Consider the following 26,068-nt stretch of genomic DNA (forward strand, 5'->3'; position numbering starts at 1 on the left):
CCTACGGCCAACAGCATAAGCCTTATATCGTGACATGACAAATCGTCTTTACCTGCTCTTTACCTTTACCCAAAATACCCAGTTTCCGCATATTTCTCCCGGTAAAGACCCGGTGCTATACCAGATGCCACCTATACATCCGTTGTCTGCGCTTCCTATAGTCCTCGGCGATCCAAAGAACTCTTCGTGGACGCCGTGAACCTTCCTCGGCGTCTGTCCATGCCGTTTCATCGCACCTAACAATACCGATCAAGGAAGCAACATGACATCCATCCATCGATTTAGTTCCACCTCCACCGGCCAGTGGACCCGTACCCTCCGCAGGATAGGTCACCTCGTGAGTCTACTCACGGTACTGATCTTCGCCTGCAGCAGAGCGTCAGCGCAGATCACGACCGCCGATATCGTTGGCACCGTCACCGACCCCACCGGCGCCCTGGTTCCCAACGCCAAGGTCAAGCTCGTCAACGTCGACACGCACGATCAGCGCGACGCTACCAGCAATACCAGTGGCGACTTCCAGTTCACTCTTCTGCCGGTCGGCCGCTACAACGTGACCGTCTCGGTCCCGGGCTTCAAGACCTCCACCATTTCGAACGTCGCCGTCGAAGCGGGCGACCGTGCCCGTGCCGACGTCAACCTCGCTACCGGTATCCAGAACGAAACCGTCACCGTAGAAGCAACCACTCCCCTTCTGCAAGCCGATAACGCCACCGTCAGTTCCACCGTCACCGCCAAGGCCGTGCAGGACCTTCCGCTCAACGGTCGTAACTTCGTCCAGCTCGTACAGCTTGTTCCCGGAGCCAACGAAGGCCCCGGCAACGGCCTCACCTCCGGCGGCCGTCCCGACGATCGCCGCGTCTCGGCCTCCTTCTCCGTCAATGGACAGGACGACACCCTGAACAACTACATCATCGACGGCGCGGACGACAACGAACGCATCATCGGCACCATCGGCGTTCGCCCGAACGTCGAAGGCATCCAGGAAATCACCGTCCAGACCAACAGCTACTCGGTCGAAGCAGGCCGCACCGCTGGAGGCGTAGTCAGCATCACCACCCGCTCCGGCACCAACCAGTTCCACGGCTCCGCCTACGAGTACTTCCGCAACGACGCACTCGATGCCCGCAACGTCCTCCAGCGCACCGGCCGCAAGCCAGAGCTTCGCCAGAACCAGTTCGGCGGCAGCTTCGGCGGCCCCATCATCCACGACCGCACATTCTTCTTCGGTGACTACGAAGGCTTCCGCCAGGTCTCTGGCCTGACCTACTCGAACACCGTGCCAACGGCCGACCTGTACAACGACCTCAACGGTCTTGCCGGTGGAACGCCGCAAGCCATCATCGCTGCTTCCAATAACGGAGTCGCAACCTACTGCGCCACCGTCACCACCTGCATCGACCCCATCGCCCTGAACTATCTCAAGCTCTATCCGGCGCCTACCAACTCCGGGCAGACCAACAACGAGGTCATCAGCCCCAGCAAGACGCAGTACAGCAGCACGGCAGATGCCCGCGTCGACCACCACTTCAACAGCAACAACCTGATGTTTGCCCGCTTCTCGTTTAATAAAACCGACACCTTCACCCCTCCCGGTCTCGGCAACGTCGGGGGTTTCCAGATCTCCGGCGGCCGTTATAACTTCTCCGGCCCGGCTACGGACAAGGCCTACCAGTACGGCCTTGGCTACACCCACATCTTCAACCAGAACCTTCTGCTCGATCTGCGCGCCACCTACACCCGTATCAACAACCTCTCGCTGCCGCTGAACTACGGTCAGAACGCGGACACCAAGCTCGGCTTCGGCCCGAACATGAACTTCAACACGCTGTCGAACTTCCTCACGCCTATCTCCTTCGGCTCCTTCCCGGACATCGGCGACGGTGCCTACGTGCCGCTGCAGGACATCGACAACACCTTCCAGTACTCCGGCACCCTCAGCTGGACGCTGGGTAACCACAGCGTAAAGGTGGGCGCACAGCTCATCCGTCGCCAGTCCCGCAACGTACAGAGCGCCTTTGCCGCTGGCCAGTATGGCTTCGGTCTAACCAACGACAACGCCACCGTCGCCAATCCGGGCGTCACCAACGTTCTGCAGCAAACCTACATCAACCAGCTCGCTTCTTCGCTGGTCGGCGCTTTCACCTCCGAAGGTCGCAACTACGATATCGATCCGCCTGACTACCGCTCGTGGGAGCCAAGCGGCTTTGCTCTCGACTCCTGGAAGGTGAGCCCCAAGCTCACCGTGCAGTATGGTCTTCGCTACGACGTCTTCACCCCCTTCACCGAAGCCCACAATCACATCTCGGACTTCGACTTCAACAAAGCGGTAGGTTCGAACGCTACGAACATCGGCTCGGCACTACTGGTAGCAGGTCAGAATGGCGTCAGCTCTACGGCTGGCATCAAGACCGACTACTCTAACGTCGCTCCGCGCATCGGCTTCTCCTACTCAGTAACGCCAACCATCGTCGTCCGCGGCGGCTATGGACTCAGCTACTTCCCCGGCAACTACACCTCAAACGCCGATCTGAAGAACGCTCCGTTCGTCAGCGTGTACTCGCCAAGCTGCGGCCAGTCGGATCTCGCGATCAAGCTGCAGACAGGCGCAGCCTATGGCAACCTGCCCACCTCGGGCTACAACTCGGCCTGCTTCACTGCCGCGAACGATTCCACGCACACCTTCGACGCGGGTCTGCCTCTGCCCACGCCTCAGTCCATCACCAGCAACGCTCTGTCCTTCGTTGCAGAAGACACTCATTTCCGCTCTGCACTGATTCAGCAGTACAACCTGCAGGTTGAAAAGCAGTTTGGTGCCAACGTCTTCACCATCGGCTACGTCGGCAACGTTGGACAGCATCTGCCTGAGACCATCAACGACATCAACCAGCCTGCACCCTTCAACCCCTTTGCCACCGGTGCAAGCAGCGCCTTCAAACTAGCTGGCCTTCTGCCGAACCTCGGCAGTGTCGGCTGGATGCAGAGCGAAGGCGTCTCCAACTACAATGCACTGCAGACCTCCTTCCAGCGCCGCTTCTCACATGGCCTGGCCTTCGATGCCAACTACACCTGGGCAAAGGACCTGAGCGACATCACCGGCTTCTCCGAAGAAGGAGACCAGGGATGGAGCAACGCCGATCCGACCCGCATTCGCCAGATCGACTATGGCATTGCGGAGAACGATATCCAGAATCGGTTTGCGCTCTCGCTCAACTATGAGCTGCAGTTCGGCTCGTCCTTCACCGGCATCAAGCGTGCCGCTCTTCACGGCTGGGAGATCAACACCATCACCGTCTGGCAGAGCGGTAAGCCCATCTCCATCTACAACGGTGGCAATACCGACTACGACACCAACCCCGCCGCTCCCGATTACAAGATCGTCTACGGCAACCGCGCGACTCCGGTCAACAGCGGTGGCAACGACCGTCCCAACAAGATCGCCAGCAACCACAACCCGCACACCCTCACCCAGTGGTTCAACACCTCGAACTACGCTCCTCAGGCGTTAGGAACGATCGGTTCGGCCAAGCGCAACTCCGAGTTTGGTCCGCGCTTCCGCCACATCGATCTGTCCTTGTTCAAAGACTTCGCGTTGACTCAGCGCTACACGCTGCAGTTCCGCGCCGAAGCCTTCGACATAACCAACACGCCTGATTACTTCATCCCGAACAACAACAACGGCGCAGCGCAGCTCGGCAGTTCGACCTTCGGCCAGGCTGGCAACGCCGTCGATCCGAACTACACTCCTCGCGAAGTGCAGTTTGCGCTCAAGTTGAAGTTCTAACCTGTTGCCTTGTACCCAGGCCGCCGATCCGATAGATCAACCTTCGGGTCGGCGGCCTTTTTGCTGTAAGCTTGTCCCACTCCAGGAGCACTCCCTTGTTGAAGATCTCAAGACGTAATCTCGCCCGCGTTCTCGGCGGCTCTGCCGCTTCGCTCTGTCTACCGCACACAGCGTCAGCCACACTGCTCAATGCACCTGCGCCAGATCCCTCGCCCGCACGCACCTTCCCGCAAGGCTTCCTCTGGGGCTCCGCAACCGCCTCCTACCAGGTCGAAGGCGCCATCCACGAGGGTGGCCGCGGCACCTCCATCTGGGACACCTTCTCCCACACTCCCGGCAAGACCTTCAACGGCGATACCGGCGACGTTGCCGATGACTTCTATCACCTCTATCCAAAAGACATCGAGTTGATGAAGTCCCTCGGCGTCAAGACCTTCCGCTTCTCCGTCGCCTGGACACGCATCTTCCCCAATGGCACCGGCGCACCCAACCAGCAAGGCGTCGACTTCTATCGCAGGATGATCGAAGCTCTGCTCGCCAAGGGAATTCAACCCTTCTGCACCCTCTACCATTGGGATCTGCCGCAGACCCTGCAAGACAAGGGCGGCTGGGAGAACAGAGACACGGCCAAGGCCTTCGCCGATTACGCAGGCTACACCGCAGGCAAGCTTTCCGACCTCGTCTCGCACTTCATGACCATGAACGAGATGAGTACCTTCGTCGAACTCGGCTACGGCACCGGAACCCACGCGCCCGGTCTCAAGGTCGGCCAGAAGCGCCTCGCGCAGCTCAACCATTACGTCGTGCTTGGTCACGGCATGAGTGTGCAGGCCATCCGTGCACAGACCCGGCCCGGCACAAAGATCGGCATCGCCGACAACATCACCGCGACCACTCCCGTCATCGAATCGCCTGAGCACATCGCCGCCACGCGCAAGGCCTTCCGTGAAGAGAACGCCATGTTCCTCACCGTTGTCGAAGAAGGCCGCTATACCGACCAGTACCTGAAGCGTCTCGGTCCCGACGCTCCAAAGTTCACCGCCGAGGAGATGAAAACGATCGCCTCCCCCATGGACTTCGTCGGCGTCAACATCTACACCCCAACCTACGTCCGCGCAGACAACTCCGAGAAGGGCTACGCCGTCGTCACCCCGCCCAAGTCCTATCCGCACATGTATAGCTCATGGCTCAACATCGGCCCTGAAGCTCTCTACTGGGGTCCCAAGCTCATCCACGAAACCTGGAACGTGAAAGAGCTCTACATCACCGAAAACGGCGCGTCCTCAAAGGACGAGGTCGCTCCCGACGGCGAGATCTACGACACCGACCGCGTGATGTATCTTCGCAACTACCTCACCCAACTCCATCGCGGCGTCTCCGAAGGCATCCCCGTAAAGGGCTACTTCCTCTGGAGCCTCCTCGACAACTACGAATGGGCTGACGGCTACGAAAAGCGCTTCGGCATCACCTACGTCGACTTCAAGACGCAGAAGCGCACACCCAAACTCAGCGCAAAGTTCTACAAGGACGTCATCGCAAAGAACGAGGTTCTTTAGGACTTACTTCTTCGCTGCATCCGTAAAGATGTTCTTCGGCAACATCGCATGAACGCCTACATTGCCATCGACCAGCTGTGTGATATCCATATCCACCGCAACACTCGAGAGCATGTAGGCGTCGTCGCGTGACATGTGCTTTTCCGTCACGAGAAAGTCGATCATATCGCGCAGCGCAAACTCGGTCGCCTCTTTCAAATCCGGGCTGAACCCCATCGAGATGTAATGCGTCGGCGTCTCCGCTCGCGGCCAGTTCAACGCTTCATGCTTGTGCAACACGAACTTGAACGTCCCCGTCAGGAACGTCTCCATCGCGGTGATATCGACCTCGCCATTGCCCTGCCCCGCATGACCATCGCCAGCGACAAACAAAGCACCCTTAGCCGCCACAGGGATATACAGCGTCGTCCCCGCGACCAGTTCCTTGTTGTCCATGTTGCCCGCATGTGAGAACGGAGGCGCACTATCCACACGCCCCTGACCCGGTGCCACACCCATGCTGCCGAAGAACGGATGCAGCGGAATATCGATCCCCGGCGCGAAGTGCCCGATCATCTTTGCGCGGTCCAGCGGGATAATGCGATTCCGGCTGTAGGGAAAGTCCATCGGCAAAAACCCACGATGCAATCCAAAGCCGTTACAAGCAAAGTTCGCGTCGATGTCCACCTTCAGTATCTGCACCTCGAGCACATCGCCCGGCTCCGCGCCCTCGATCGCCACAGGCCCCGTAAGAATGTGACCGCCTGGCCCCTTCTCGCTGTCAGGAATCGCCGCCTTGTAGATGACATCGTTGTACGCAGGAATATCTTCCGGCTTGATGCCGCGAGCCACCAGCCGCTCCGTCGACCCGCACGTCGACAGCGTCTGAATGCTCACCGTGTCGCCGCTCTTGACCGTGATCGCGGGCTTCGTCACCGCATAGTGACCCCACTCAATCGTGCTCGGCGTAGCGAGCAGCTTGTAATCCTGTGCAGACGCGGAAGACACACCAGCCAACGAAATCCCGGCAACAAGAAGCAGACGGCGCATGAACACCTCACAAATTTTGAAGAGACCTCTACAGCTTACCTGCGCCCCGGCCTATGCCGTTAGCCCAGCCCTAAGCCGTTACCACCGCCGCGTCCTCGTCTTGCACCGTCTGCGTCTCATTCGGGCTGCCATCCAGTCCCAGCACCACATTCAGCAGCCCCGGCAGCAACGCCTCCAGCCAAGCCAGCGTTAGATCGCGCGGGCTGAACAGCGCGTTCAGCGCAAATCCTTCCAGCAACGCCTCGATCGCCAGCGTCTTGCTCCGCGTCTCCGCGGAATCGTGCTTATTCGGGAAGAACTCCGCCAGCTCTTCTTCATGCACCATCACGCTCGCCGCAATGTGCTTATCGGCGAGTTCCTTCAGCAGATCAGGATGCCGCAGCGCGAACAGCTTGAACTCGATCTGCAGCAGTAGCGTCTGCCGGTCACAGATCTGCTCGATGATGTGCCTTTGCACTGCCGCAATCCGCGCATCTTCATCCACTGCAGCCGTCAGCCGTCCACGGATCTCTCGTGCGCGGCTCTGCATCGCACGCGTGCGCAGCGCGAGAAATACCTCAGTCTTATTGTCAAAATTTGCATAAAAGGCGCCGCGGCTGCGGCCCGCCTCCGACGCAATATCCTCAATCCGCGACGCCTCAAAGCCATCCCGCGCGAAGATCTTCTCCGCAGCCGCCAGCAGCGCGTTGCGCGTACGTTCAGAGCGCTGAACCTGCAGACTCACACGCGGAACGACCGCCGTTTTCGACGACGAAACCTTGCGCCGGATTGAAGCATCTGACACTAGAGCTTCGTCTTCCACAGACTTTTCCATCATCTTTTTGAACCGCGCGACCAGTTTCGAGCATATATACATGCGTGTATGTTTTCAAGAAGAGATGTTTCCGCACCCGTCTCCCCTAGATTTTGATTCCCGTATCCCACGCAGGTTGAGGTTACCCCTTATGTTCTACCGTTCGTTCTCGTCCAAGGCGCCTATCTTCGCCGCCAGCCTTTCTGCCGCCTCCTTGATCGTTCTGGCAGGCTGCAAGTCAGCCGCGCCCCCGCCGCCGGCAGCGGGCCCCGTACCCGTACAGGTCGGTACCGCCATCCAGCAAAGCGTGCCGGTCACCGGAGAGTGGGTCGCCCAGACCGACGGCTTTGTGAACGCCCAGATTCAGCCACAGGTCTCCGGCTACCTCATCCGCCAGGACTACAAGGAAGGCAGCGTCGTCGGCAAGGGACAGATCCTCTTCGAAATCGACCCCCGTCCCTTCCAGGCCATCCTCGACCAGGCCAAGGGTCAGGTAGCCCAGGCGCAAGCCAAAGTCGGTCTCGATGAGATAAACGTCAAGCGTGACACTCCCCTCGCCCAGGCACACGCCATCGCGCAGAGCACGCTCGATACCGAGACGCAGACCCTGCAGCAGGACAAGGCCAGTGTCGCCACCGCGCAGGCGCAGGTCGATGCCGCTGCTCTCAACGTCGGCTTTACCAAGGTCCGTTCCCTCATCGATGGCATCGCCGGACAAGCCGCGCTCCAGGTCGGCAACCTCGTCAGCACCTCCTCTGTGCTGACCTCCGTCTCGCAGGTTAGCCCTATCAAGGTCTACTTCTCCATCAGCGAGCAGGAGTACCTGTCCCTCGTCGAACGCGCCAAGCAGGGCGGCCACGCCGACCTCCTCAGCGCCGGCAACTCGCTGCCTCTGAAGCTCACCCTTGCCAACGGACAGGTCTACCCACAGACCGGCCGCATCATCTTCGTCGACCGCAGCGTCAGCGCGCAGACAGGTAGCCTCCGCATCGCCGCTCAGTTTGCGAACCCCGGCAATCTACTGCGCCCCGGCCAGTTCGGCCGCATCACCGCCCAGACCCAGATCCTGCAAAACGCCATCCTCATTCCGCAGCGCGCCGTGGCTGATCTCCAGGGCATGAACCAGGTATACGTCGTCGGTCCCGACAACACCCTTCACGTTCATACCGTAAAGCTTGGACCGCAGATCGGACCCAACATCGTGATCTCCGGTGGACTGCAGGGCAACGAGACCGTCGTCACCGAAGGCCTCGACACGCTCAAGGACGGCGAGAAGGTAACTCCTCAGCCTGACAAGGGACTCAACGCTCCCGACGCAACGCAAACCCAGAGCGGCCAGAACCAGTAAGGGAAGCAACCATGTCAAAATTCTTCATCCGCCGGCCCATCGTGGCCATGGTGATCGCCATCCTGATGGTGATCGGTGGAACCGTCACGGTGCTCAGCTTGCCCACCGCGCAGTTCCCCAATATCGTTCCGCCTGAGATCCTCGTGCAGGCGACCTACCCCGGTGCCGACGCCAAAACCCTCGAGCAGGCCGTAGCTACGCCCATCGAACAGCAGATGAACGGCGTCGACAACATGAACTACATGGAGTCCACCAACGCCAGCAACGGCCTCACCCAGCTGACCGTGGACTTCGACGTAGCCACCAACCCTGACACCGATCAGATTCTCTCGCAGCTCCGCGTCTCGACCGCCCAGTCGCAGCTGCCTTCGATCGTGCAGGTCGCCGGACTCACGGTGCAGAAGGCGCTAACCTCGCCGCTGATGCTGCTGACCGTCTCGTCGCCCAAGTCGACCTACGACGGCATCTTCCTCGCGAACTACGCCAACATCAACCTGGTGGACGCCATCACCCGCGTCAAGGGCGTCTCGCGCGTGCAGGTCTTCGGAGCCGGTCCGTACGCACTCCGCGTCTGGGTCAAGCCTGACCAGCTCGCCAAGCTCGGCGTCACCGTCCCGCAGATCACCGCTGCCCTCTCCACGCAGAACAACGTGAACCCCTCCGGCCAGATCGGCGGCGAACCTGTCCCCAGCGGACAGGAGATGACCTACACCGTTCGTACCCAGGGTCGTCTCGTCACCGAAGAAGAGTTCGGCAACATCATCCTGCGCTCCAACCCCGATGGCTCCATCCTGCACCTCAAGGACGTCGCCCGCCTCGAGCTCGGTTCGCAGACCTACAACCTCAACGGGCGCTTCGACGGCAAGCCCGCCGCCGTCCTCGCTGTCTATCAGCTCCCTGGCTCCAACGCCGTCGAGACCGCCAAGAACGTTCAGGCGGAACTCAAGACGCTCGAAGCGAGCTTCCCGCCTGACATCATCAGCGGCGTGCCGCTCGATACCACCAAGGCCGTCAACGCCGGTATCCACGAGATCATCGTCACGCTCGTCATTGCGCTCGCGCTCGTCATCCTGGTCGTCTACATCTTCCTCCAGGGCTGGCGCGCTACGCTCATCCCCCTCCTCGCCGTGCCCGTGTCGTTGATCGGTACCTTCATCGTCTTCCCGATGCTGGGCTTCTCCATCAACACGCTGTCCCTCTTCGGCCTCGTACTCGCCATCGGTCTCGTCGTCGACGATGCCATCGTCGTAGTCGAAGCTGTCGAACACCACATCGAAGAAGGCATGAACCCGGTCGATGCCAGCTACGCTGCCATGGAGCAGGTGTCCAGCCCGGTTATCGCTATCGCGCTGATTCTGTCAGCCGTGTTCATCCCCACCGCCTTCATTCCCGGCATCACGGGTCGTCTGTACCAGCAGTTCGCCGTCACCATTGCGATCTCGGTCATCTTCTCGGCCTTCAACGCCCTCACCCTCAGCCCCGCACTCTGCGCTCTCCTGCTCAAGCCGAAGACCGAGAAGAAGGGCCTGCTGCAGAAGTTCTTCAACGGCTTCAACAACCTCTTCGGCCGCGTCACCAACGGCTATGTTAAAGGCTCCGGCTGGCTCGTGCGCAAGTCCTTCGTCGTGGTCTTCATCATCCTCGGCGTCAGCGCACTCGTCCTGCTCATCGGCAAGCAACTCCCCGGCGGCTTCCTTCCGACCGAGGATCAGGGCTACGCCTTCGTGAACCTGCAACTCCCGCAAGGTGCGTCGCTGCAGCGTACGACCGAAGCCTCGGCTGACGTCGAAGCTGCCCTGCACAAGGTCCCCGGCGTGCAGAGCGTCATCTCCGTCGTCGGCTTCAGCCTTCTGTCGCAGACCCAGTCCACCTACAACGCCTTCTACTTCGTCACCTTGAAGGACTGGGACGATCGTAAGAGCAAGGATGAGCAGTTCACCGTCATCCAGGCGAACCTTGCCAAGGCGCTCGGCGGCATCAAGCAGGGCATCGCCTTCTCCTTTGCTCCTCCGGCCATCGCTGGTCTGGGAACCTCAGGCGGCGTCTCGCTCGTGCTCGAAGATCGCTCCGGCAACAGTGATCCGCAGTTCCTCACCCAGAACGTCTACAAGTTCCTCGGTGCAATCTCGCAGAATCATCAGCTGATCGCCGCTGCCATCCCGACCTACTACCCCGCTACGCCGCAGCTCTTCGTCGATGTCGACCGCGAGAAGGTGGCCCAGCAGCAGGTGCAGCTCTCCGACGTCTACACCACCATGCAGGCGTTCATGGGCGGCAGCCTCGTCAACTACTTCAACCGCTTCGGTCGCCAGTGGCAGACCTACGTAGAAGCCGAAGGCTCGTCCCGTACGAACATCGATAACATCGGCCAGTTCTACGTCACCGCCGCCAACGGCAATCGCGTACCGCTTTCGGCCCTCACCTCGGTTCGCCGAGTCACCGGCCCTGAGTTCACCACGCGCTTCAACGAGTACGAGGCCGCCAGCATCACCATCGTCGCTCCGCCGGGTGTCAGCTCTGGTCAGGTCATGGCCTACCTCGAGCAGACCTTCGCCCAGACCATGCCGAAGGGCATGGGTATGGACTACACCGGCCTCAGCTTCCAGGAAAAGAAGGCACAGGAAAGCATCCCTGCCTGGGTCGTCTACGCCATCTCCATCGTGCTCTGCTTCCTCATTCTGGCAGCACAGTATGAGAGCTGGTCGCTTCCCTTCGGCGTGCTGCTCAGCACTCCAGTCGCCATCCTGGGCGCGTATCTCGCTCTCTTCGGTCGGCATCTGGAAAACGATGTCTACGCGCAGATCGGTCTGGTCATGCTCATCGGTCTCTCCGCGAAGAACGCCATCCTGATCGTCGAGTTCGCCAAGGACGAATACGAGAAGGGCGCAACAATCTTCGACGCGGCCATGAGTGCAGCTCGGCTCCGCTTCCGCCCGATCATCATGACGGCCTTCGCCTTTATCCTCGGTTGCGTCCCGCTCTGGGTAGCCTCCGGCGCTGGCGGCGTCTCGCGTCAGATCCTCGGCACGGTCGTCATCGGTGGCATGTTGGCGGCAACGCTGATCGCCGTCTTCCTCGTGCCGACGACCTTCTCGCTGGCTGAGCGTGTCGCGCAGAAGTTCTCCAGCGCGCACAACGCCAGCCTCGACTCCGACCACGACGCCGGTCCGCCACGCGGCGATCGCTACGGCCAACCGGTACCTCACCAGAAGAACCCCTCGGACGGAGGTCACGCTTGAAACGCCTAACTCTATTTACCGTCAGCGCAGCTTTGGCGACGACCCTCGCCGGCTGCAAGGTCGGGCCCAACTACAAGCGGCCCGTCGTCAACACCCCCGCAGAGTACCGCGGGGCCATGGCACCCGACGCCACCAACGGCGCCTCCGCCACGCCGCTCGGTGCACAGAAGTGGAACGATGTCTTCACCGATCCCGTCCTCCAGGCCCTCATCACCGAGGCCCTGAAGAACAACTTCGACGTGAAGATCGCCGCGGACCGCGTCCTCGAAGAAAAGGCAGCCGTCGGCGTCACCCGCGCCGGCCAGTTCCCCACGCTCTCCGGCGGCGCAAGCTACGACGCTGTATCCTTGCCCGGCGGCCTGCTCAGCGGACTCAGTGGCAATAACAACAACAGCAGCAGTGGCAGCAGCAACTCCAACAGCAACAACTCTCGCTCCAACCTGTACTCGGGCGGACTTACGGCATCGGCTGCCTGGAACCTCGACTTCTGGGGCATGTACCGCCGCATGACCGAGGCTCAACGCGCCGAGTATCGCGCCACGCAGTGGGCGCAGCAGACCACCTACTCCACCCTCATCGACGAGATCGCCACAGACTACTACCAGCTGCGTTCCCTCGATGCGCAACTTGCCGCCACGCGCCAGACCATCGACGCACGCAAGCAATCGCTCGACCTCACCAACACGCTGAACAACGGAGGCAGCGGAACACTCGCCGATGTTCGCCAGGCCGAGGAGCTCTACTACACGGCACAGGCCGAGGTTCCCTCGCTCGAGCAGCAGATCGCGCAGACTGAAAACAACATCGGTCTTCTGCTCGGTCGCAACCCCGGCCCCATCCTGCGCGATGTCACAGCCTCCACGGACATCATGGCCAAGGCTGCCCACCCGGTAGCCGTTCCGGTCGGTCTTCCCTCGGAATTGCTTGAGCGTAGGCCCGATGTGCGCCGCGCAGAAGAGCTGCTGATACAAGCGAATGCAAACATCGGCGTGGCAAGAGCACAGTTCTTCCCTTCCCTCTCACTCTCTGACACCGCAGGCACGTCTTCTTCGCAGTTGAAGAAGATCTTCGACTCCGGCAACATCTACACCTACGCAGTCGGTTCCTTGTCGCAGCCCATCTTCGACGGCGGCAAAATCCGCAACAACTATCGCGAGGCCCAGGCCAAGGACAAGGAACTTCTCGATACCTACCAGCAGACCATCGCCGGTGCGTTCCGCGACGTCTCCAACGCTCTCGTCGCCTACTCCAAGTCCCGCGAATACCGCGAGCAGCAGGAGAAGCTGGTAGCTTCTTCCGCCGACGCCGTGCGCCTCGCGCGCATGCGCTTCAACGCCGGAGCGACCAGCTACCTCGAGGTCCTCACCAACGACACCACCCTCTACAACGCACAGCTCTCCCTGGTCACCGCACAGCAGCAGGAGGCTCAATCCCTCGTCCAGCTCTACAACGCTCTGGGCGGCGGCTGGTAAAAGCACGAAGCAACTCAAAAAGCATGAAGGGACTTGAGCATCGCTCAAGTCCCCTTTTCTGTTCAGAATCTCCGAAGAGCATCTACTTCTGCACTCGCCGTCGCATTAGCCCTACTCCCTACTCCCTGTCCCCCTACTTCTCCCCCATAGCATCATCCCCCAGTACTAACGCCACCGCACTCCGCAGCCGCGCCGTATTTCCGTCATACGCAGGCCGCAACAAAGGAGGCTTCGTGAACGCATTCTTCTTCATGTGCGCCTCCACAATCGACCCGAACTGGTGCCACACCGTCGTGATGTCGCCCACCACCACAATCTCTTTCGGCGCCAGCGCCACCGCAATCAGCCGAATCCCGCGCCCCAGGTTCTCTGCCATCTTGGTCATCGCCTGCACCGCGAACGCATCGCCACTCTGCGCTAGCTTCAGCAACGCCTCAAACGTGATCGGCACAGCCGACTTCACCAGCTCGCCGTAGTACCCCACCGCCGCACGATTGGACGCCACCACCTCCCAGCACCCCTGGCTGCCACATGCACACGGAGGCCCATCCGGCGCAATCTGCACATGCCCAAACTCCCCCGCGAGTCCGCTCTCTCCACGCAGTAGCTGCCCGTTCGCAAAGATCCCCGTGCCGATACCCTCGGCCACATTCACCACCACCAGATCGTGCAGCCCATCGCTCCCGCCGAACCAAACCTCGCTCAGCGCGCAGGCATTTGCCACGTTGTCCATCTTCACGCGCAGCCCTGTCGCGCGCTCCATCTTCGACTTCAAACTCAGCACAGGCCAGTTAAGGTTCGGCGCAAAGATCAGCTTCTGTAGATGCACGTCTGCGCGTCCCGGCAGGCTGATGCCAATGCCATCGAACGACAAATCCTCATGCGCCGCCAGCAATTTACGAATCGCATTCACGATGGCGTTCAACGCCTTCGTCGCGCCATCCGGCACCATCACCACCTGCTGCGTTACGATCTTCCCCGCAAGGTCCGTCACCGCAATCGTCGTCTGTGCCGGATGAATATCCAGCGCAATGATCGCCCGCTTCGAGTTGATCTCCAAAAACGTCGGCCTGCGTCCACGCGGCAGATGCCCCACCGCTCCCTCGACGATCCAACCCTCTTCGATCAGGTCTTCGACAATCAGCGAGATCGTGCTCCGCTGCAATCCCGACACGCGCGACAGGTCTGCTCGAGAGATCGGCTGCTTGGTGCGGATCAGGTTGAAAATCAGATTTCGATTGATCCTGCGAGGCGTCTTGTTCGACGCCGTCTGCGTTCGATTAAAGCTAAAGCGCTGCAAGGGCGGGCCTCCGCACGGCTTAACAGGATGATCGCAAAGGACTCTCAACTACACGTCCATCCCTGCGGTCATTTTCACCGTACACGTTTATATCAGCCACGCAACACATTTGTACTCCGTGCGAACAAAAGAACGATCACACCCATGCTCTGCCCTTGCAAAAGGGATATTCATTTCGTGCTGCATGGCAAAAGAGAACCCTGTCATCCTGAGCGTAGGTTGGAGCGCACTTTGCGCCAACCGCAGCCGAAGGACCCGAGGAAGCCTGTCGCAACACAAAAGCTCGAAGCTTTCTTGCCTGCAAACTCGACCGCCTCTCCCTCAACGTTGCAGCCGACGTGAGGTCTGATGCCGACAGGACGCGCCCCAAATCTTTACACCCACAAGACCGGCTGCCGCACGGGATAATTCCGCACAATCTCCCCTACCGTCGGATCAGGATTGAGACTCTTCCACAACGCCAGCCACTCCGCGTCCTTATACGCTAACCCTGCAAACAGCAGGCTCGGCTGCCGCACCGGCAACTCCTCAAAGTGCTGCACGTCGAACGGATACGGCCACAGCTTCTTGTCCGCAATAAACGGAGCCATGTACGCAACGGCCTTCCGCAGCCCGCGCCCATCCGACGTTGTGAACGCAAACAGATCGTCTGCCCCACCGGGCACCGAAAGTATCTGCGCAACCGTTGCCAGCACATCCAGATCGAACAGCGAGTAGCTATACGGCTTCGTCCGCGCTACCTCCAGCGGCAGGCTGCCGTTCGCCGCGATCTGCTCCGGAACCAGCCTCTCCCGGAACCGCTGCCTGCACTCTCGCTGCAACGCCGCATTCCCTGTAAACCGCGAAAACTCCGCCACCTGCATCACCCAGCAGCTGCCATGGTTGTTCTTCTGGTCGCGCTCTTCCTGCCCATTCGCTGAAGTCGTCAGCCACTTCAGATAGTCGCCGAACCACGCCCGCAGATCGAGATTCTCCTGCAACGAGAACACATCGGTTCCCGCCATCAGTAATCCTGCCGCCCGCACCGGCTCTACCAGATGGATCGTGTCGATGATCCCGATACCGCGCCCCTTGTTCACACCGAAGATCGCCTGCGCATACTCCAGGTTCGGATTCATCTTCGTCGCCGGATCCAAAAACCAGGCTCGCAGATGCACCGCAGCCTGCTCCGCATACCGCCGCTGCCCCGTCACCTTCCACGCCGCCGTCAGCGCGGGCACCATCACGCTCATCCGCACCATCGCCTCCCGGTGCTTCGTGAAGTTGTCCGGGTTCGTGAACCCGTCCTGCCGTAGGTACGGTCCGTCCGGATGCTCCGGGTCAGGCCACCAGTAGTCGCCTTCCGAGAAAAAATCATGCAGCCCGCCAGCACTGCGAACCCCATGCGAGGCCGTGATCGTCACCGGCTCTTCTTTCAGAAATCCATTCGCCGCCCGTACAATCCGCGCGCGATCCACCTTCGCCACATCGATCCCAACCTCCGGAGCAGCGTAGGAAACCCGCGGGGCTGCGGCAGCAGCCACAGCCGCAGCCGTGCCTCCCAGAACGAACCGTCGACGACTCAAACTTCGAACCAAAGCACCCATGCTGTTGCCCCACTCCTCCCCCGCAGCGTCCGGCAACCGTCCGCTCAACGCCGCTGCTCCCATAGTTATACGGCCTCTCACACCCTCGCCCCATGAACCGGCCCACCGCCTTGCCAATTCAGGACAAGCGGACCATCTTCCTTCCCCGTCGTCCCCCGCCGACACTATCTGCTGGACAAACGCACCCCCGAGTGTGCAATATTCCGTGCATCACCTAAGCACGCAGCATACAGCAGCAGCAGTCGGAGCTAGTCAACCGGGGCATCAACTTACCTCAACAGGCATCGCAAACAATCGAACCTATAGTAATTTCCGATAACAACCATCGAATCTTACGATAAGTTGACTACACAATCTCTCGCTATCCTGTCTACACTGATCGAAGGATGTTTTTTTAGAGATTGGCCGCGCTGAAACTCCGAGCAACCGTGGCCGCAGGAGAATCGAAACCATGTTGATGCAGGAGCACGGAGAAGCGACCGTCGACACCACCGCGACCCCAGCGGCCAAGGTCCAACCCAAATATCGCCAGATCGTCGAAAGTCTGCGCACCAGCATCACCACCGGCCAGTATCGAAACGGCGGCCGCCTGCCCAGCGAAGCCGAACTCGTGCGCCGCTTCGGCGTCAGCCGCATGACCGCCGTCAAAGCCGTGCAGCAGCTCCAGCAGGAAGGTCTGCTCGTTCGTCGCGCTGGCTCCGGAACCTACGCCGCCGAGTTGTCCCGCAGCCTCAAGCCCGTCTTCGGCCTCATCATCCCCGACCTCGGCAACACAGAAATCTTCGAGCCCATCTGCAAAGGCATGACCGGCTCACCCTCCACCGCCGCCGGCCAGGGCTGGTCCCTCGCCTGGGGACACTCCTCCACCCAGACAGCCAACAAGGAGTTCGAAGCCGAGCAGCTCTGTCGTCAGTACATCGATCAGCACGTCTCCGGCGTCTTCTTCGCTCCCCTTGAGTTCGGCCCACGCCGCGACGCCGTCAACCGCCGCATCCTCAAAGCCCTCAAAACCGCGCGCATCCCTGTCGTCCTGCTGGATCGCTCCGCCATCGAGTTCCCCGGCTGCAGCGAGCACGACATCGTCGGCCTCGACAACCGTCGCGCCGGATGGATGATGACCGAACACCTCCTCCGCACCGGCGCCCGGCGTCTCGGCTTCTTCGCCCGCGAAGGCTCCGCCGAAACCGTCGACGATCGCATCGCTGGCTTCCGCGGAGCCCTCTACGCTCACGATGTCCCCCTGCGCAAAGGCCAGGTCGTCCGCGCCGACCCCGCCGACATCCACGCCGTCGACGAGGCCCTCAAACGCGAAAAGTTCGACGCCCTGCTCTGCGCCAACGACCACACCGCCGCGCGCTTGATGCGCACCCTGCACAGCCTCAACATCAAAATCCCCCAGGACCTCCGCATCGCTGGCTTCGACGACGTCCGCTACGCCGAGCTCCTCCCCGTCCCGCTCACCACACTTCACCAGCCCTGTCTCCAGATCGGCTCGGCTGCCATCGCCGCCATGCTCGACCGCATCGCCAACCCTACCCTGCCGCCCCGCTCCATCCTGCTCAACGGCCACGTTGTCATCCGCCAGTCCTGCGGCTTCGACGCCTCGGTCACCACCGCATGAGCCCCTTCACCCGCAGAGACTTCGTCGCCCTCGGCGCAGCCGCTCTGGCTGCCCTGCCGAAGTCTCTGCGCGCGCAATCCCCGGACGCGATCGCCACTAAACTCGCCGCCGACCCCATGCGCCCGCAGTTCCACCTCCTCCCCGCCCGCAACTGGATGAACGATCCCAACGGCCCCATCTACTTCGCCGGCAACTATCACATGTTCTTCCAGTACAACCCCCTCGCCGCCACCTGGGGAGACATGAGCTGGAACCACGCCATCAGCAAGGACATGGTCCACTGGCAACTCCTCCCCGTCGCCATGACCCCCACCCCCGGCAGCTACGACTCCTTCGGCGTCTTCTCCGGCTCCGCCATCGCCGTCGGCAAGCGCGTCTATCAGGTCTACACCGGCACCAAGCAGGGCCCAAAAGACCTCGCCACCATCGCTGGCGATCCCAACAACGTGCAGGAGTCCCAGTGCCTCGCCTGGTCCGACGACCCGCGCCTCATCCACTGGACCAAGGCCGACAACCCCATCATCCCGCTCCCTCCCACCGGCATGAAGATCACCGGCTTCCGCGATCCCTCCGTCTGGAAGCAAAACGGCGTCTACTACATGACCGTCGGCTCCGGCGAAGCCCAGGTTGGCGGCTGCGTCCTCCTCTATCGCTCCAAAGATCTCCACACCTGGGAGTATCTGCACAAGCTCACCAGCGGCACCTGGAACGGCAAGCCAACCCAAAACCCCTGCGACGACGGCGAGATGTGGGAGTGTCCCGACTTCTTCCCCCTCGACGGCAAACACGTCCTCATCTACTCGACCCTCGGCAAGGTCTTCTGGCAGTCCGGCAAACTCGACGAAGCCACCATGCTCTTCCACCCCGAGCACACCGGCCTCCTCGACCTCGACGCCTTCTACGCTCCCAAAACCCAGCTCGACGCCCACGGCCGCCGCATCCTCTGGGGCTGGATTCCCGAGCGCCGCAGCGAGGACGCCATGCGCTCCGCAGGCTGGAGCGGCATGATGAGCCTCCCCCGCATCCTCAACCTCGACCCCGACGGCATCCTCCGCATCACCACCCCGCAACAGGTCAGCGCACTCCGCGGCACCGCCCAACCGCAGCTCGAAAGCCTTACCGGCATCCGCAAACTCCTGCCCGGCGCCTCCGGGGAACTCCTCTGCACCGGCCGCAAAGGCAGCGCCTTCGAGCTCCAGCTAAGCTGTCCCGAGCTCCCCGAGCTGCTCCGCGTCAAGTACCTCCCCGACACGCACAGCTTCCTCGCCGACGGCAAAGAGATCAAGCTCCAGCCCGCCGACACCCCCACCCTCCATGCCTACATCGACGGCTCCGTCATCGAACTCATCCTCGGCGAGCGCATCGGCTACACCAAGCGCTTCTACTACACCGCCCCCACGGCCCCGGACGTCCAGCTCTCCGCCACAGGCGCAGGCCTCACCTCGCTAGACGCCTGGCAAATGCACCCCATCTCCCCCAACCGCCTCACCACCCTATAACCGTCAGACCGGGCACCCACCGCTTACCCAAACCGGGCATCACCCTCTAACCCAAACCCGGCACCCACCCTTTTTGTCATTCCGTAGCGAAGCGGAGGAATCTGCATCTGTGTAGCGACGTGCGAAGCACGAGCCTACCCACTCCAATCTCAAACACTCTTAGCTCCAGGCTGAACAAAACCCCTGCACCCAAGCTCAGCGCCCGTCCACGACAGCCACAGCCCCCACCATCCCCTCCACCCGCCTCCGCCGCAAAATCCCTGCCGTCACCAGCACCATCACCAACCCCACCGGCAGCGGCTCCAGCAGCGTCATCGACATCCGATACAGCGGGTTCGCATACATCACCTCAAAGTGGCGCGCCTCCGCAATCTTGGCGTCGAGCGCAGCGCCCTGCAGTCCAGAATGTTCCGCCTGTTTTACCAGACTGGCCGTGTAGTCATGCGCAAAGTTCTTCTCCACCGTCGCCACCAGCACCTCCCACATCGCCACATAGCAGGCGCACGTCATCAGCATCATCAGCGCACCCGCCGCAAAGGCACGCCCAAAGCTGATAAAGCCGCCCAGCTCCATGTCGCGATACTGCTTCACCCCCACAAACACGACCAGGAAGCTCAGCACCATCGTGGTGTAGCCCACAGCCATCGCCACGCCATTGCTCGTCTTCAGCAGATGCTCAAACGGCACCGTGGCCGCCCCCAGCACCGCCAGCACGACACCGCTCAGCAGACCGTACTTCAACACATACTTCTTCATCTCTTACCTCCGTATGCGGACCGTCTCAGACTCCAAAAACGTTAGCTCCCTTGGCCCGTCACCCCACTTTGCGGAAAACCAACCCGCAGCGCGTCATACTTTCGCATGATTTCTTCTGAAATCCTCAGAATCATCCCAAAGCACGAGCTTCAGGACAGCAGCCCAAGCTCTTTGCCGCGCAGCACAGCCTCCGTCCGCCGCCGCGCCCCCAGCTTGTCGAACGCCCGGCTGCAATGCGTCTTCACCGTGTTCTCGCTCACAAACAGCGTCTCGCCAATCTCGCGATTGCTCAGCCCCCGCGCAACCAGTTCCAGGATCTCCAGCTCTCGCCGCGTAATCCCCAGCCGCTCGCGAGCGGCCTCATCCTTCGCGAAGCTGGGTACGGCAGCAGGAACACTCACTTCCACGATCCGCTCCCGTGGAGCCAGCAACCGCGTCCCCAGCCAGATCCCCGTCCCTGCAAACAGAATCGCGATCAGCACGCCATAGATCGCCACCGAGTGCTCCAGCACCACAAAGTGAAACTCCGTCCACTGCAGCAGAGTAACGAGCACGCCTCCTGCCAGCCCGAAGATCAACACCTGCTTCCGCATCGCACCCTCTTCAAAAAGCTTGCTGCCATCGTATCGCGCACCCTTCCTTCGCGGCTATCTGCTTTTGCACCACCTCCCTACTCCCTCCTCCCTATTCCCCACTCCCTGCTCTATGTGTTTGAATCATCCTGCGAAAGCATTCGGAGATTCTTTTGAACAAATATCTGTTGAAGGCCACAGCCGTGGGAGCGCTCGGCGGGCTCCTGTTCGGTTTCGATACCGCAGTCATCGCAGGCGCAAACGACCAGCTGACCACCGTCTTTCACCTGACGCCGACCACGCTCGGCCTCACCGTCTCCATCGGCCTCTTCGGCACCATCCTCGGCGCCATGACCTCCGGCGTCCTCGGCCAGAAGATCGGCGGCCGCGAAGCCCTCCGCATCATGGCCATCCTCTATCTCGTCTCGTCCATCGGCTGCGCCTTCGCCTGGAACTGGGACGCCCTCATGGTCGCCCGCTTCGTCGGCGGCATCGGCATCGGCGGCTCCTCCGTACTCGGCCCCGTCTACATCGCGGAACTCGCCCCGGCCAAATGGCGTGGTCGCCTCGTCGGCACCTTCCAGATCAACATCGTCATCGGCATCCTGCTCGCCTACCTCTCGAACTACATCATCACCATCCTGCACACAGGCGCTCTGCAGTGGCGTTGGGAGTTCGGCGTAGCCATCCTGCCCTCGCTCTTCTTCCTCATCCTGCTCTACACCATCCCGCGCAGCTCCCGCTGGCTCGTCACCACCAACCAGACCGACGAGGCCCTCGAAGTGCTCAAGCTCATGGGCTCGCCCGACTCCGAAGCCGAGCTCCAGGAGATCATCTCCTCCGTCCACCTTGAAAAAGGCTCCACCTCCGAGCCGCTCTTCCAGGGCAAGTACAAGCTGCCCATCTTCCTCGCCATCTCCATCGGCATGTTCAACCAGCTCGCCGGCATCAACGCCATCCTCTATTACTCGAACTCGATCTTCGCCGCCGCCGGCTTCAAGGACACCTCCGCCGCGCTTCAGAGCGTCGCCATCGGCCTCGTCAACCTCTTCGCCACCTTCCTCGGCATGACCCTCATCGACAAGCTCGGTCGCAAGACCCTCATGCTCATCGGCTCCGTAGGCACGGCCATCGCCCTCGCTGGCGTGGCTGGCATCTTTGCGACGAACTCCCACCAGAACCTGCTCGTCTGGTGCCTCATGCTCTTCATCGTCTTCTTCGCCGTCTCGCAGGGAGCCGTCATCTGGGTCTACATCTCCGAGGTCTTCCCCTCCCGCGTCCGCTCCAAGGGCCAGAGCCTCGGCTCCAGCTCCCACTGGATCATGAACGCCATCATCGCCTTCGCCTTCCCCCTGATCGCCGTCCGCTCCCACGCCGCCCCATTCGTCTTCTTCGCCGCCATGATGGCCGTCCAGTTCCTGGTCGTCCTCTTTATCTACCCCGAAACCAAAGGCCAGACCCTCGAAAAGATCCAGGCCAACTTCGGCATCCACTAAGAAAGATTGCCGCCAGGACCGACCCCACCCACGAATTGTCATTTCGACCGAAGCATCGCAGCTTTATCGCGATGCGCAGCGGAGAAACCTGCTTCTGCGCCAGCGATGTGCGAAGCACGAGCCTATCCCTCCCCTATCTCGTCCACTCTTATCTCTAAGCTGAACAGAACCCTGCGCACCCTGCCTCCCCTAAGAATTGTCATTTCGACCGAAGCATCGCAGCTTTATCGCGATGCGCAGCGGAGAAACCTGCTTCTGCGCCAGCGATGCGCGAAGCACGAGCCTATCCCACTCCTATCTCGTCCACTCGTATCTCTAGGCTGAACAGAACCCTGCGCACCCTAAGAATTGTCATTTCGACCGAAGCATCGCAGCTTTATCGCGATGCGCAGCGGAGAAACCTGCTTCTGCGCCAGCGATGTGCGGAGCACGAGCCTGTCCCTCTCCTATCTCGTCCACTCTTATCTCTAAGCTGAACAAAGCACCAACCACCTCAACCGTACGCCCCGATCCCTAGCTTTTCCTGTCAACCCCCAACAACCCTGCAAAACAGAAATCCCCAACAACCACGCGGGTTTTCTCTCCAAAAGTAATTGGATGTTTGGTAGTTGCGATTCTCTATAATAGAAATAAAGAACAAAAAGCCGCCCGGCATAAGCAGGGCGGCTTTTCTAATGGACAGGTCCAGACCAAACAGGCAGAAGTCCAGACTTAACTCCCTCCAGCTCAAGACTTTGAGACTAAAAGTACGAGGGGGGAGGTGGGGGTACTTACGGGGTCGTCGTCCTATTCGCACCCGGAATCTGATGCGCAGCAACCACCGAAGCAGCAGCTGGCTTCGGCGCAGAAGCATTCGGCTTGAAAAGCGCGTTATAGCAGAACTGAATCCCAATCACCGTAAGCCAGAGACTCAACACCAGCCGCAACGTGCGGTTCGGAATCTTCGGAGCAAATCCCGAAGCCAGAACGCCACCAATCACACCGCCGATCGCCATCTTGATCAGAATCGCCGTCGCATAATGCCCACCAATCATGTGAACACCGCTTCCAACCAGCGCAATCACAAGCCCGAAAGCAAGATCTGTACCAACAACCAGCGGCGCAGACAGATTCGTCATACTGAGCAGCGCAACCGTTCCAAGAGCTCCAGCACCTGAAGACGAGAACCCGACCTCAGCGCCAATCGGCAGCATAATCAAACCGATCAGCTTCGCACGGTCCTTGTTCGGTCGAGCAATGCCAGCAGGCCGGAAATGCCGATAAATATGCCAGCCTGACGTAAAGATGATGATCGCGCCCAGCGCAAAGTAAAGCGCAGCACGAGGTCCGCTGCTGGCAACATGCTTGAACATGATGGAGCCAAAGATCACTCCCGGCAAACCGCCGAGCAGCATAAAACCCAGCACGCGATAGTTCACCTGCTTGCGAACAACCTGCGCCGGAACCACGATGAGCTTCACAATCGCCGAATACGCCAGCGCTGTCGAGACCGCAATCTCCAGCGGCACATGCAGAAACAGAATCAGCAGCGGCGCTGTAATCACGCCCGCGCCAACGCCTGTAAGCGCGATGACGACGGCGATAAGGAATCCAATGATGTAGTCCATGGTGAGGCTGGCTTGCCTTCCGGGAACGAAGTCCCTGCACTTCTACTGGCTTTGTACGACGAGGTCTAGTGGCTTTCGGAGGCGTCGCTCGCAGGCGAAATATGAATGCCGCACTCTAGCTTCTGGCCGCCCCAGCGGCCAGAACGAGGATCGTTCGGATCGAGTGGCAGCGTCGTACAAGGCTCGCAGCCGATGCTCGTATAACCCTTGTCGTACAGGCTCAATAGCGGCACATCATGCTCCATCGCATACGTCCAGACATCCCTCGCGTTCCACTCCGTGAGCGGAGAAAGCTTGCGGATGCTGCGACCCGAGGGCAACGTAAAGTCATCAATCTCTTTCAACGCAGCTCGGCTCTTGGCCTGCTCGCGACGCAGCCCAGTGAACCACACGTCGTAAGCCTCGAGCGCAGCGAACAGCGGCTTCACCTTGCGAATACCGCAGCACTTGCCGGGGTCGCTCTGGTTCAGAATGCCGAACTGCGACTCCTGCTCTGCAACTGTGATCTCGGGTTGAAGGCTCGTGAGGTTCATGCGCCACTCGCTCGCCATGCGATCGCGATACTCATAGACCTCGGCGAAGTGATAGCCAGTATCAAGGAACACCACCGGAATATCCGCTAGGTGACGCTGCACCATATGGAGCAACACCATGTCTTCCGCCTGAAAGCTGTTTGTCAGCACGAGCTTGCCAGTCGCCGTGGCAATGGAATCCGCGACAAGCTGCTCTGCCAAAGCAATCTTTTCTACCGTGCTTGGAACCGCAGCGACGTCACTCACGCGCGACCTCCATTCAGGATGCCTTCAGTCTGCAGATGCTCAATGAGCGCGCCGGTTGCAGCGAAGGTCTTCGCGTCGAAGGTTGTGAAGTCGCGTAGCGCCGCACCTGCAGCATCAGACAGATCGCCTTCCACCAGCACGATCAACCCAAGCGCCAGCAGCGCATGCAGTGTCTTCTCCGCCAGCACAGCGGTGCGAACGACCAAAGCGCCTTGCGCAAGCAAAGCATGTTCCACCTCGCCAATGTCGAGCGACGACGTTGCAGAAAAAGCGATCAGCGCGGGCTTGTGCGCAGCGTTCGCCTGCTCATTCGAAAGTCCTCTGCGGATCATGCCCGCAGCCAACGTCGCATTGCTGTGTGGATCGATCAGAATGAAGTTGCCGGTCGCTCGGTTTTCGGCGTAGGGATCGAAATACAGCGCGCGTGTGAGCTCAATCTCAACAGTACCGATGTCGTTCATCCCCAGCGCATTGACGGCCTCGTCCGCAAAGGTCTGAATGTTCGTCCGATGCTGTACGCGCGTCACGCGCGCAGGGATCGTCGCAGAACCATGCTTCAGCAGATACGGCGTATGCGTCTCGAGGCGGCTCTCGTTGAACCACACCAGCGAAGCTTCAAGCGCCGATGCGCGCCGCGGTTGCGAATCCGGTGTCGTGATCATGTCGCCACGGCTGATATCGAGCTCGTCTGCCAGCGTGAACGCAATCGACAACGGTGCAGTCGCCTCAGCAAGGTCGCCATCGAAGGTAGTGATAGCCGTGACCACACTGCTACGACCCGAAGGCAACGCTGTCACCGTATCGCCAGGACGCAGAGTACCCGAAGCAATCTGACCTGCAAAACCGCGGTAGTCCTGGTTCGGGCGGATCACACGCTGCACGGCCATTCGGAACGGCTCATTTGCAACATCAGTCCACACAGGAACCGTTTCAAGATGTCCCAGCAGCGTGGGTCCTTTGTACCAGGGCGTGCGCGTGCTGGCCTCGACGACGTTATCTCCATCGAGTGCCGACACTGGAATCGTGGTCAGCGAGGAGTTGCCATACTGTTTCACCAGCGCAGCAAAGTCGCGCTCGATCGTGCGGTAGGTCTCCTCATCAAAACCTACGAGGTCCATCTTGTTCACTGCCGCAACGAGATGACGAATGCCCAATAGCGACGCGATGTACGCATGACGGCGCGACTGCGTAAGTATCCCCTTACGCGCGTCGATCAAGATGATCGCCAGATCAGCAGTAGAAGCGCCCGTCGCCATGTTTCGCGTGTACTGCTCGTGACCTGGAGTGTCCGCGATGATGAACTTGCGACGCTGTGTGGCAAAGTAGCGATAGGCGACGTCGATAGTAATACCCTGCTCGCGTTCCGCTCGAAGGCCATCGGTGAGCAGAGCAAAATCGATCGCGGGCTCACCATTCGCAGTAACGGCGCTGCCCTTGCCGGTCACAGCGCGCACCTGGTCTTCGTAGACCGAGCGCGAGTCATACAGCAGACGACCAATGAGTGTGGACTTGCCATCGTCCACCGAGCCTGCAGTGGAGAACCGGAGCAGGTCCTTAGTCTCTTCGGAGCGAAGGAAGTCTTCGATGGCAAAGTCAGTTGCGGGTTCGAGAACTGCGTCAGTGAAAGACAT

The 26,068-nt window shown here is 60.5% G+C and carries 17 protein-coding genes; 8 read left to right on the forward strand and 9 right to left on the reverse strand.

The features are described 5' to 3' along the window. The first annotated feature begins 262 nt into the window (after positions 1-262). Positions 263-3,784, forward strand: coding sequence for a TonB-dependent receptor (locus OHL14_RS07165; protein WP_263378648.1), 3,522 nt, complete (start codon positions 263-265; stop codon positions 3,782-3,784). 104 nt (positions 3,785-3,888) lie between these two features. After that, the gene (locus OHL14_RS07170; RefSeq protein WP_396271067.1) at positions 3,889-5,340 is read left to right on the forward strand and encodes a GH1 family beta-glucosidase; all 1,452 of its coding nucleotides are present in this window, start codon (positions 3,889-3,891) and stop codon (positions 5,338-5,340) included. A gap of 3 nt (positions 5,341-5,343) precedes the next feature. On the opposite strand, the gene OHL14_RS07175 is transcribed toward OHL14_RS07170, so the two are convergent. Beyond that, positions 5,344-6,369 carry an acetamidase/formamidase family protein gene (locus OHL14_RS07175; protein ID WP_263378650.1) on the reverse strand — a complete coding sequence of 342 codons (1,026 nt, stop codon included), beginning with the start codon at positions 6,367-6,369 and terminating at the stop codon, positions 5,344-5,346. A gap of 70 nt (positions 6,370-6,439) precedes the next feature. Further along, entirely contained in the window at positions 6,440-7,153 is a 714-nt protein-coding gene (locus OHL14_RS07180; protein WP_263378651.1) for a TetR/AcrR family transcriptional regulator, read from the reverse strand. Between the two features lie 160 nt (positions 7,154-7,313). Here OHL14_RS07180 and OHL14_RS07185 point away from each other — a divergent pair, with 160 nt between their 5' ends. Genes OHL14_RS07185 through OHL14_RS07195 form a run of 3 tightly spaced genes read left to right on the forward strand, consistent with a single transcriptional unit; the run spans position 7,314 to position 13,221 of the window. After that, positions 7,314-8,510: an efflux RND transporter periplasmic adaptor subunit gene (locus OHL14_RS07185; protein WP_263378652.1), complete on the forward strand. Its 1,197-nt coding sequence runs from the start codon at positions 7,314-7,316 to the stop codon at positions 8,508-8,510. An 11-nt stretch (positions 8,511-8,521) separates the two neighbouring features. Further along, the gene (locus OHL14_RS07190; protein ID WP_263378653.1) at positions 8,522-11,749 is read left to right on the forward strand and encodes an efflux RND transporter permease subunit; all 3,228 of its coding nucleotides are present in this window, start codon (positions 8,522-8,524) and stop codon (positions 11,747-11,749) included. Further along, positions 11,746-13,221: an efflux transporter outer membrane subunit gene (locus OHL14_RS07195; protein ID WP_263378654.1), complete on the forward strand. Its 1,476-nt coding sequence runs from the start codon at positions 11,746-11,748 to the stop codon at positions 13,219-13,221. The genes OHL14_RS07190 and OHL14_RS07195 overlap by 4 nt, the downstream gene beginning before the upstream one ends. A 133-nt stretch (positions 13,222-13,354) precedes the next feature. Here OHL14_RS07195 and OHL14_RS07200 read toward each other — a convergent pair whose 3' ends face one another. Continuing rightward, positions 13,355-14,521, reverse strand: coding sequence for an ROK family transcriptional regulator (locus tag OHL14_RS07200; RefSeq protein WP_263378655.1), 1,167 nt, complete (start codon positions 14,519-14,521; stop codon positions 13,355-13,357). Between the two features lie 374 nt (positions 14,522-14,895). Beyond that, complete coding sequence (locus tag OHL14_RS07205) at positions 14,896-16,155, reverse strand: alginate lyase family protein (protein ID WP_263378656.1); 1,260 nt, start codon at positions 16,153-16,155, stop codon at positions 14,896-14,898. 403 nt (positions 16,156-16,558) lie between these two features. Between OHL14_RS07205 and OHL14_RS07210 the strand changes: the two genes are divergently transcribed. Together OHL14_RS07210 and OHL14_RS07215 are read left to right on the forward strand one after the other, a co-directional pair. Further along, complete coding sequence (locus OHL14_RS07210; RefSeq protein ID WP_263378657.1) at positions 16,559-17,728, forward strand: GntR family transcriptional regulator; 1,170 nt, start codon at positions 16,559-16,561, stop codon at positions 17,726-17,728. Continuing rightward, positions 17,725-19,227, forward strand: coding sequence for a glycoside hydrolase family 32 protein (locus OHL14_RS07215; RefSeq protein ID WP_263378658.1), 1,503 nt, complete (start codon positions 17,725-17,727; stop codon positions 19,225-19,227). The genes OHL14_RS07210 and OHL14_RS07215 overlap by 4 nt, the downstream gene beginning before the upstream one ends. A 195-nt stretch (positions 19,228-19,422) precedes the next feature. Here the strand turns inward: OHL14_RS07215 and OHL14_RS07220 are convergent, their stop codons facing one another. Together OHL14_RS07220 and OHL14_RS20030 are read right to left on the reverse strand one after the other, a co-directional pair. Further along, positions 19,423-19,983: a DUF4199 domain-containing protein gene (locus OHL14_RS07220; protein WP_263378659.1), complete on the reverse strand. Its 561-nt coding sequence runs from the start codon at positions 19,981-19,983 to the stop codon at positions 19,423-19,425. Positions 19,984-20,132: 149 nt separating this feature from the next. After that, entirely contained in the window at positions 20,133-20,576 is a 444-nt protein-coding gene (locus OHL14_RS20030; RefSeq protein ID WP_317890398.1) for a response regulator transcription factor, read from the reverse strand. A gap of 146 nt (positions 20,577-20,722) precedes the next feature. Between OHL14_RS20030 and OHL14_RS07230 the strand changes: the two genes are divergently transcribed. Beyond that, positions 20,723-22,051 (forward strand): sugar porter family MFS transporter, encoded by a 1,329-nt coding sequence (locus OHL14_RS07230; RefSeq protein ID WP_263378691.1) that lies wholly within the window; start codon positions 20,723-20,725, stop codon positions 22,049-22,051. Between the two features lie 770 nt (positions 22,052-22,821). On the opposite strand, the gene OHL14_RS07235 is transcribed toward OHL14_RS07230, so the two are convergent. The 3 genes from OHL14_RS07235 to cysN all read right to left on the reverse strand — a co-directional run bounded on the left by OHL14_RS07235 (position 22,822) and on the right by cysN (position 26,068). Next, positions 22,822-23,658: a sulfite exporter TauE/SafE family protein gene (locus tag OHL14_RS07235; RefSeq protein WP_263378660.1), complete on the reverse strand. Its 837-nt coding sequence runs from the start codon at positions 23,656-23,658 to the stop codon at positions 22,822-22,824. Positions 23,659-23,723: 65 nt separating this feature from the next. Further along, entirely contained in the window at positions 23,724-24,437 is a 714-nt protein-coding gene (locus OHL14_RS07240) for a phosphoadenylyl-sulfate reductase (protein ID WP_263378661.1), read from the reverse strand. After that, the gene (gene cysN / locus OHL14_RS07245; RefSeq protein WP_263378662.1) at positions 24,434-26,068 is read right to left on the reverse strand and encodes a sulfate adenylyltransferase subunit CysN; all 1,635 of its coding nucleotides are present in this window, start codon (positions 26,066-26,068) and stop codon (positions 24,434-24,436) included. The genes OHL14_RS07240 and cysN overlap by 4 nt, the downstream gene beginning before the upstream one ends.

It is taken from the genome of Granulicella paludicola, from assembly GCF_025685545.1.
Classification (GTDB): Bacteria; Acidobacteriota; Terriglobia; order Terriglobales; family Acidobacteriaceae; genus Granulicella; species Granulicella paludicola.

Coding starts and splice junctions, on each gene's coding strand:
- OHL14_RS07165 (WP_263378648.1), top strand. CDS start 263: ATGACATCCATCCATCGATTTAGTTCCACCTCCACCGGCCAGTGGACC.
- OHL14_RS07175 (WP_263378650.1), bottom strand. CDS start 6,369: ATGCGCCGTCTGCTTCTTGTTGCCGGGATTTCGTTGGCTGGTGTGTCT.
- OHL14_RS07185 (WP_263378652.1), top strand. CDS start 7,314: ATGTTCTACCGTTCGTTCTCGTCCAAGGCGCCTATCTTCGCCGCCAGC.
- OHL14_RS07190 (WP_263378653.1), top strand. CDS start 8,522: ATGTCAAAATTCTTCATCCGCCGGCCCATCGTGGCCATGGTGATCGCC.
- OHL14_RS07210 (WP_263378657.1), top strand. CDS start 16,559: ATGTTGATGCAGGAGCACGGAGAAGCGACCGTCGACACCACCGCGACC.
- OHL14_RS07215 (WP_263378658.1), top strand. CDS start 17,725: ATGAGCCCCTTCACCCGCAGAGACTTCGTCGCCCTCGGCGCAGCCGCT.
- OHL14_RS07220 (WP_263378659.1), bottom strand. CDS start 19,983: ATGAAGAAGTATGTGTTGAAGTACGGTCTGCTGAGCGGTGTCGTGCTG.
- OHL14_RS20030 (WP_317890398.1), bottom strand. CDS start 20,576: ATGCGGAAGCAGGTGTTGATCTTCGGGCTGGCAGGAGGCGTGCTCGTT.
- OHL14_RS07235 (WP_263378660.1), bottom strand. CDS start 23,658: ATGGACTACATCATTGGATTCCTTATCGCCGTCGTCATCGCGCTTACA.
- cysN (WP_263378662.1), bottom strand. CDS start 26,068: ATGTCTTTCACTGACGCAGTTCTCGAACCCGCAACTGACTTTGCCATC.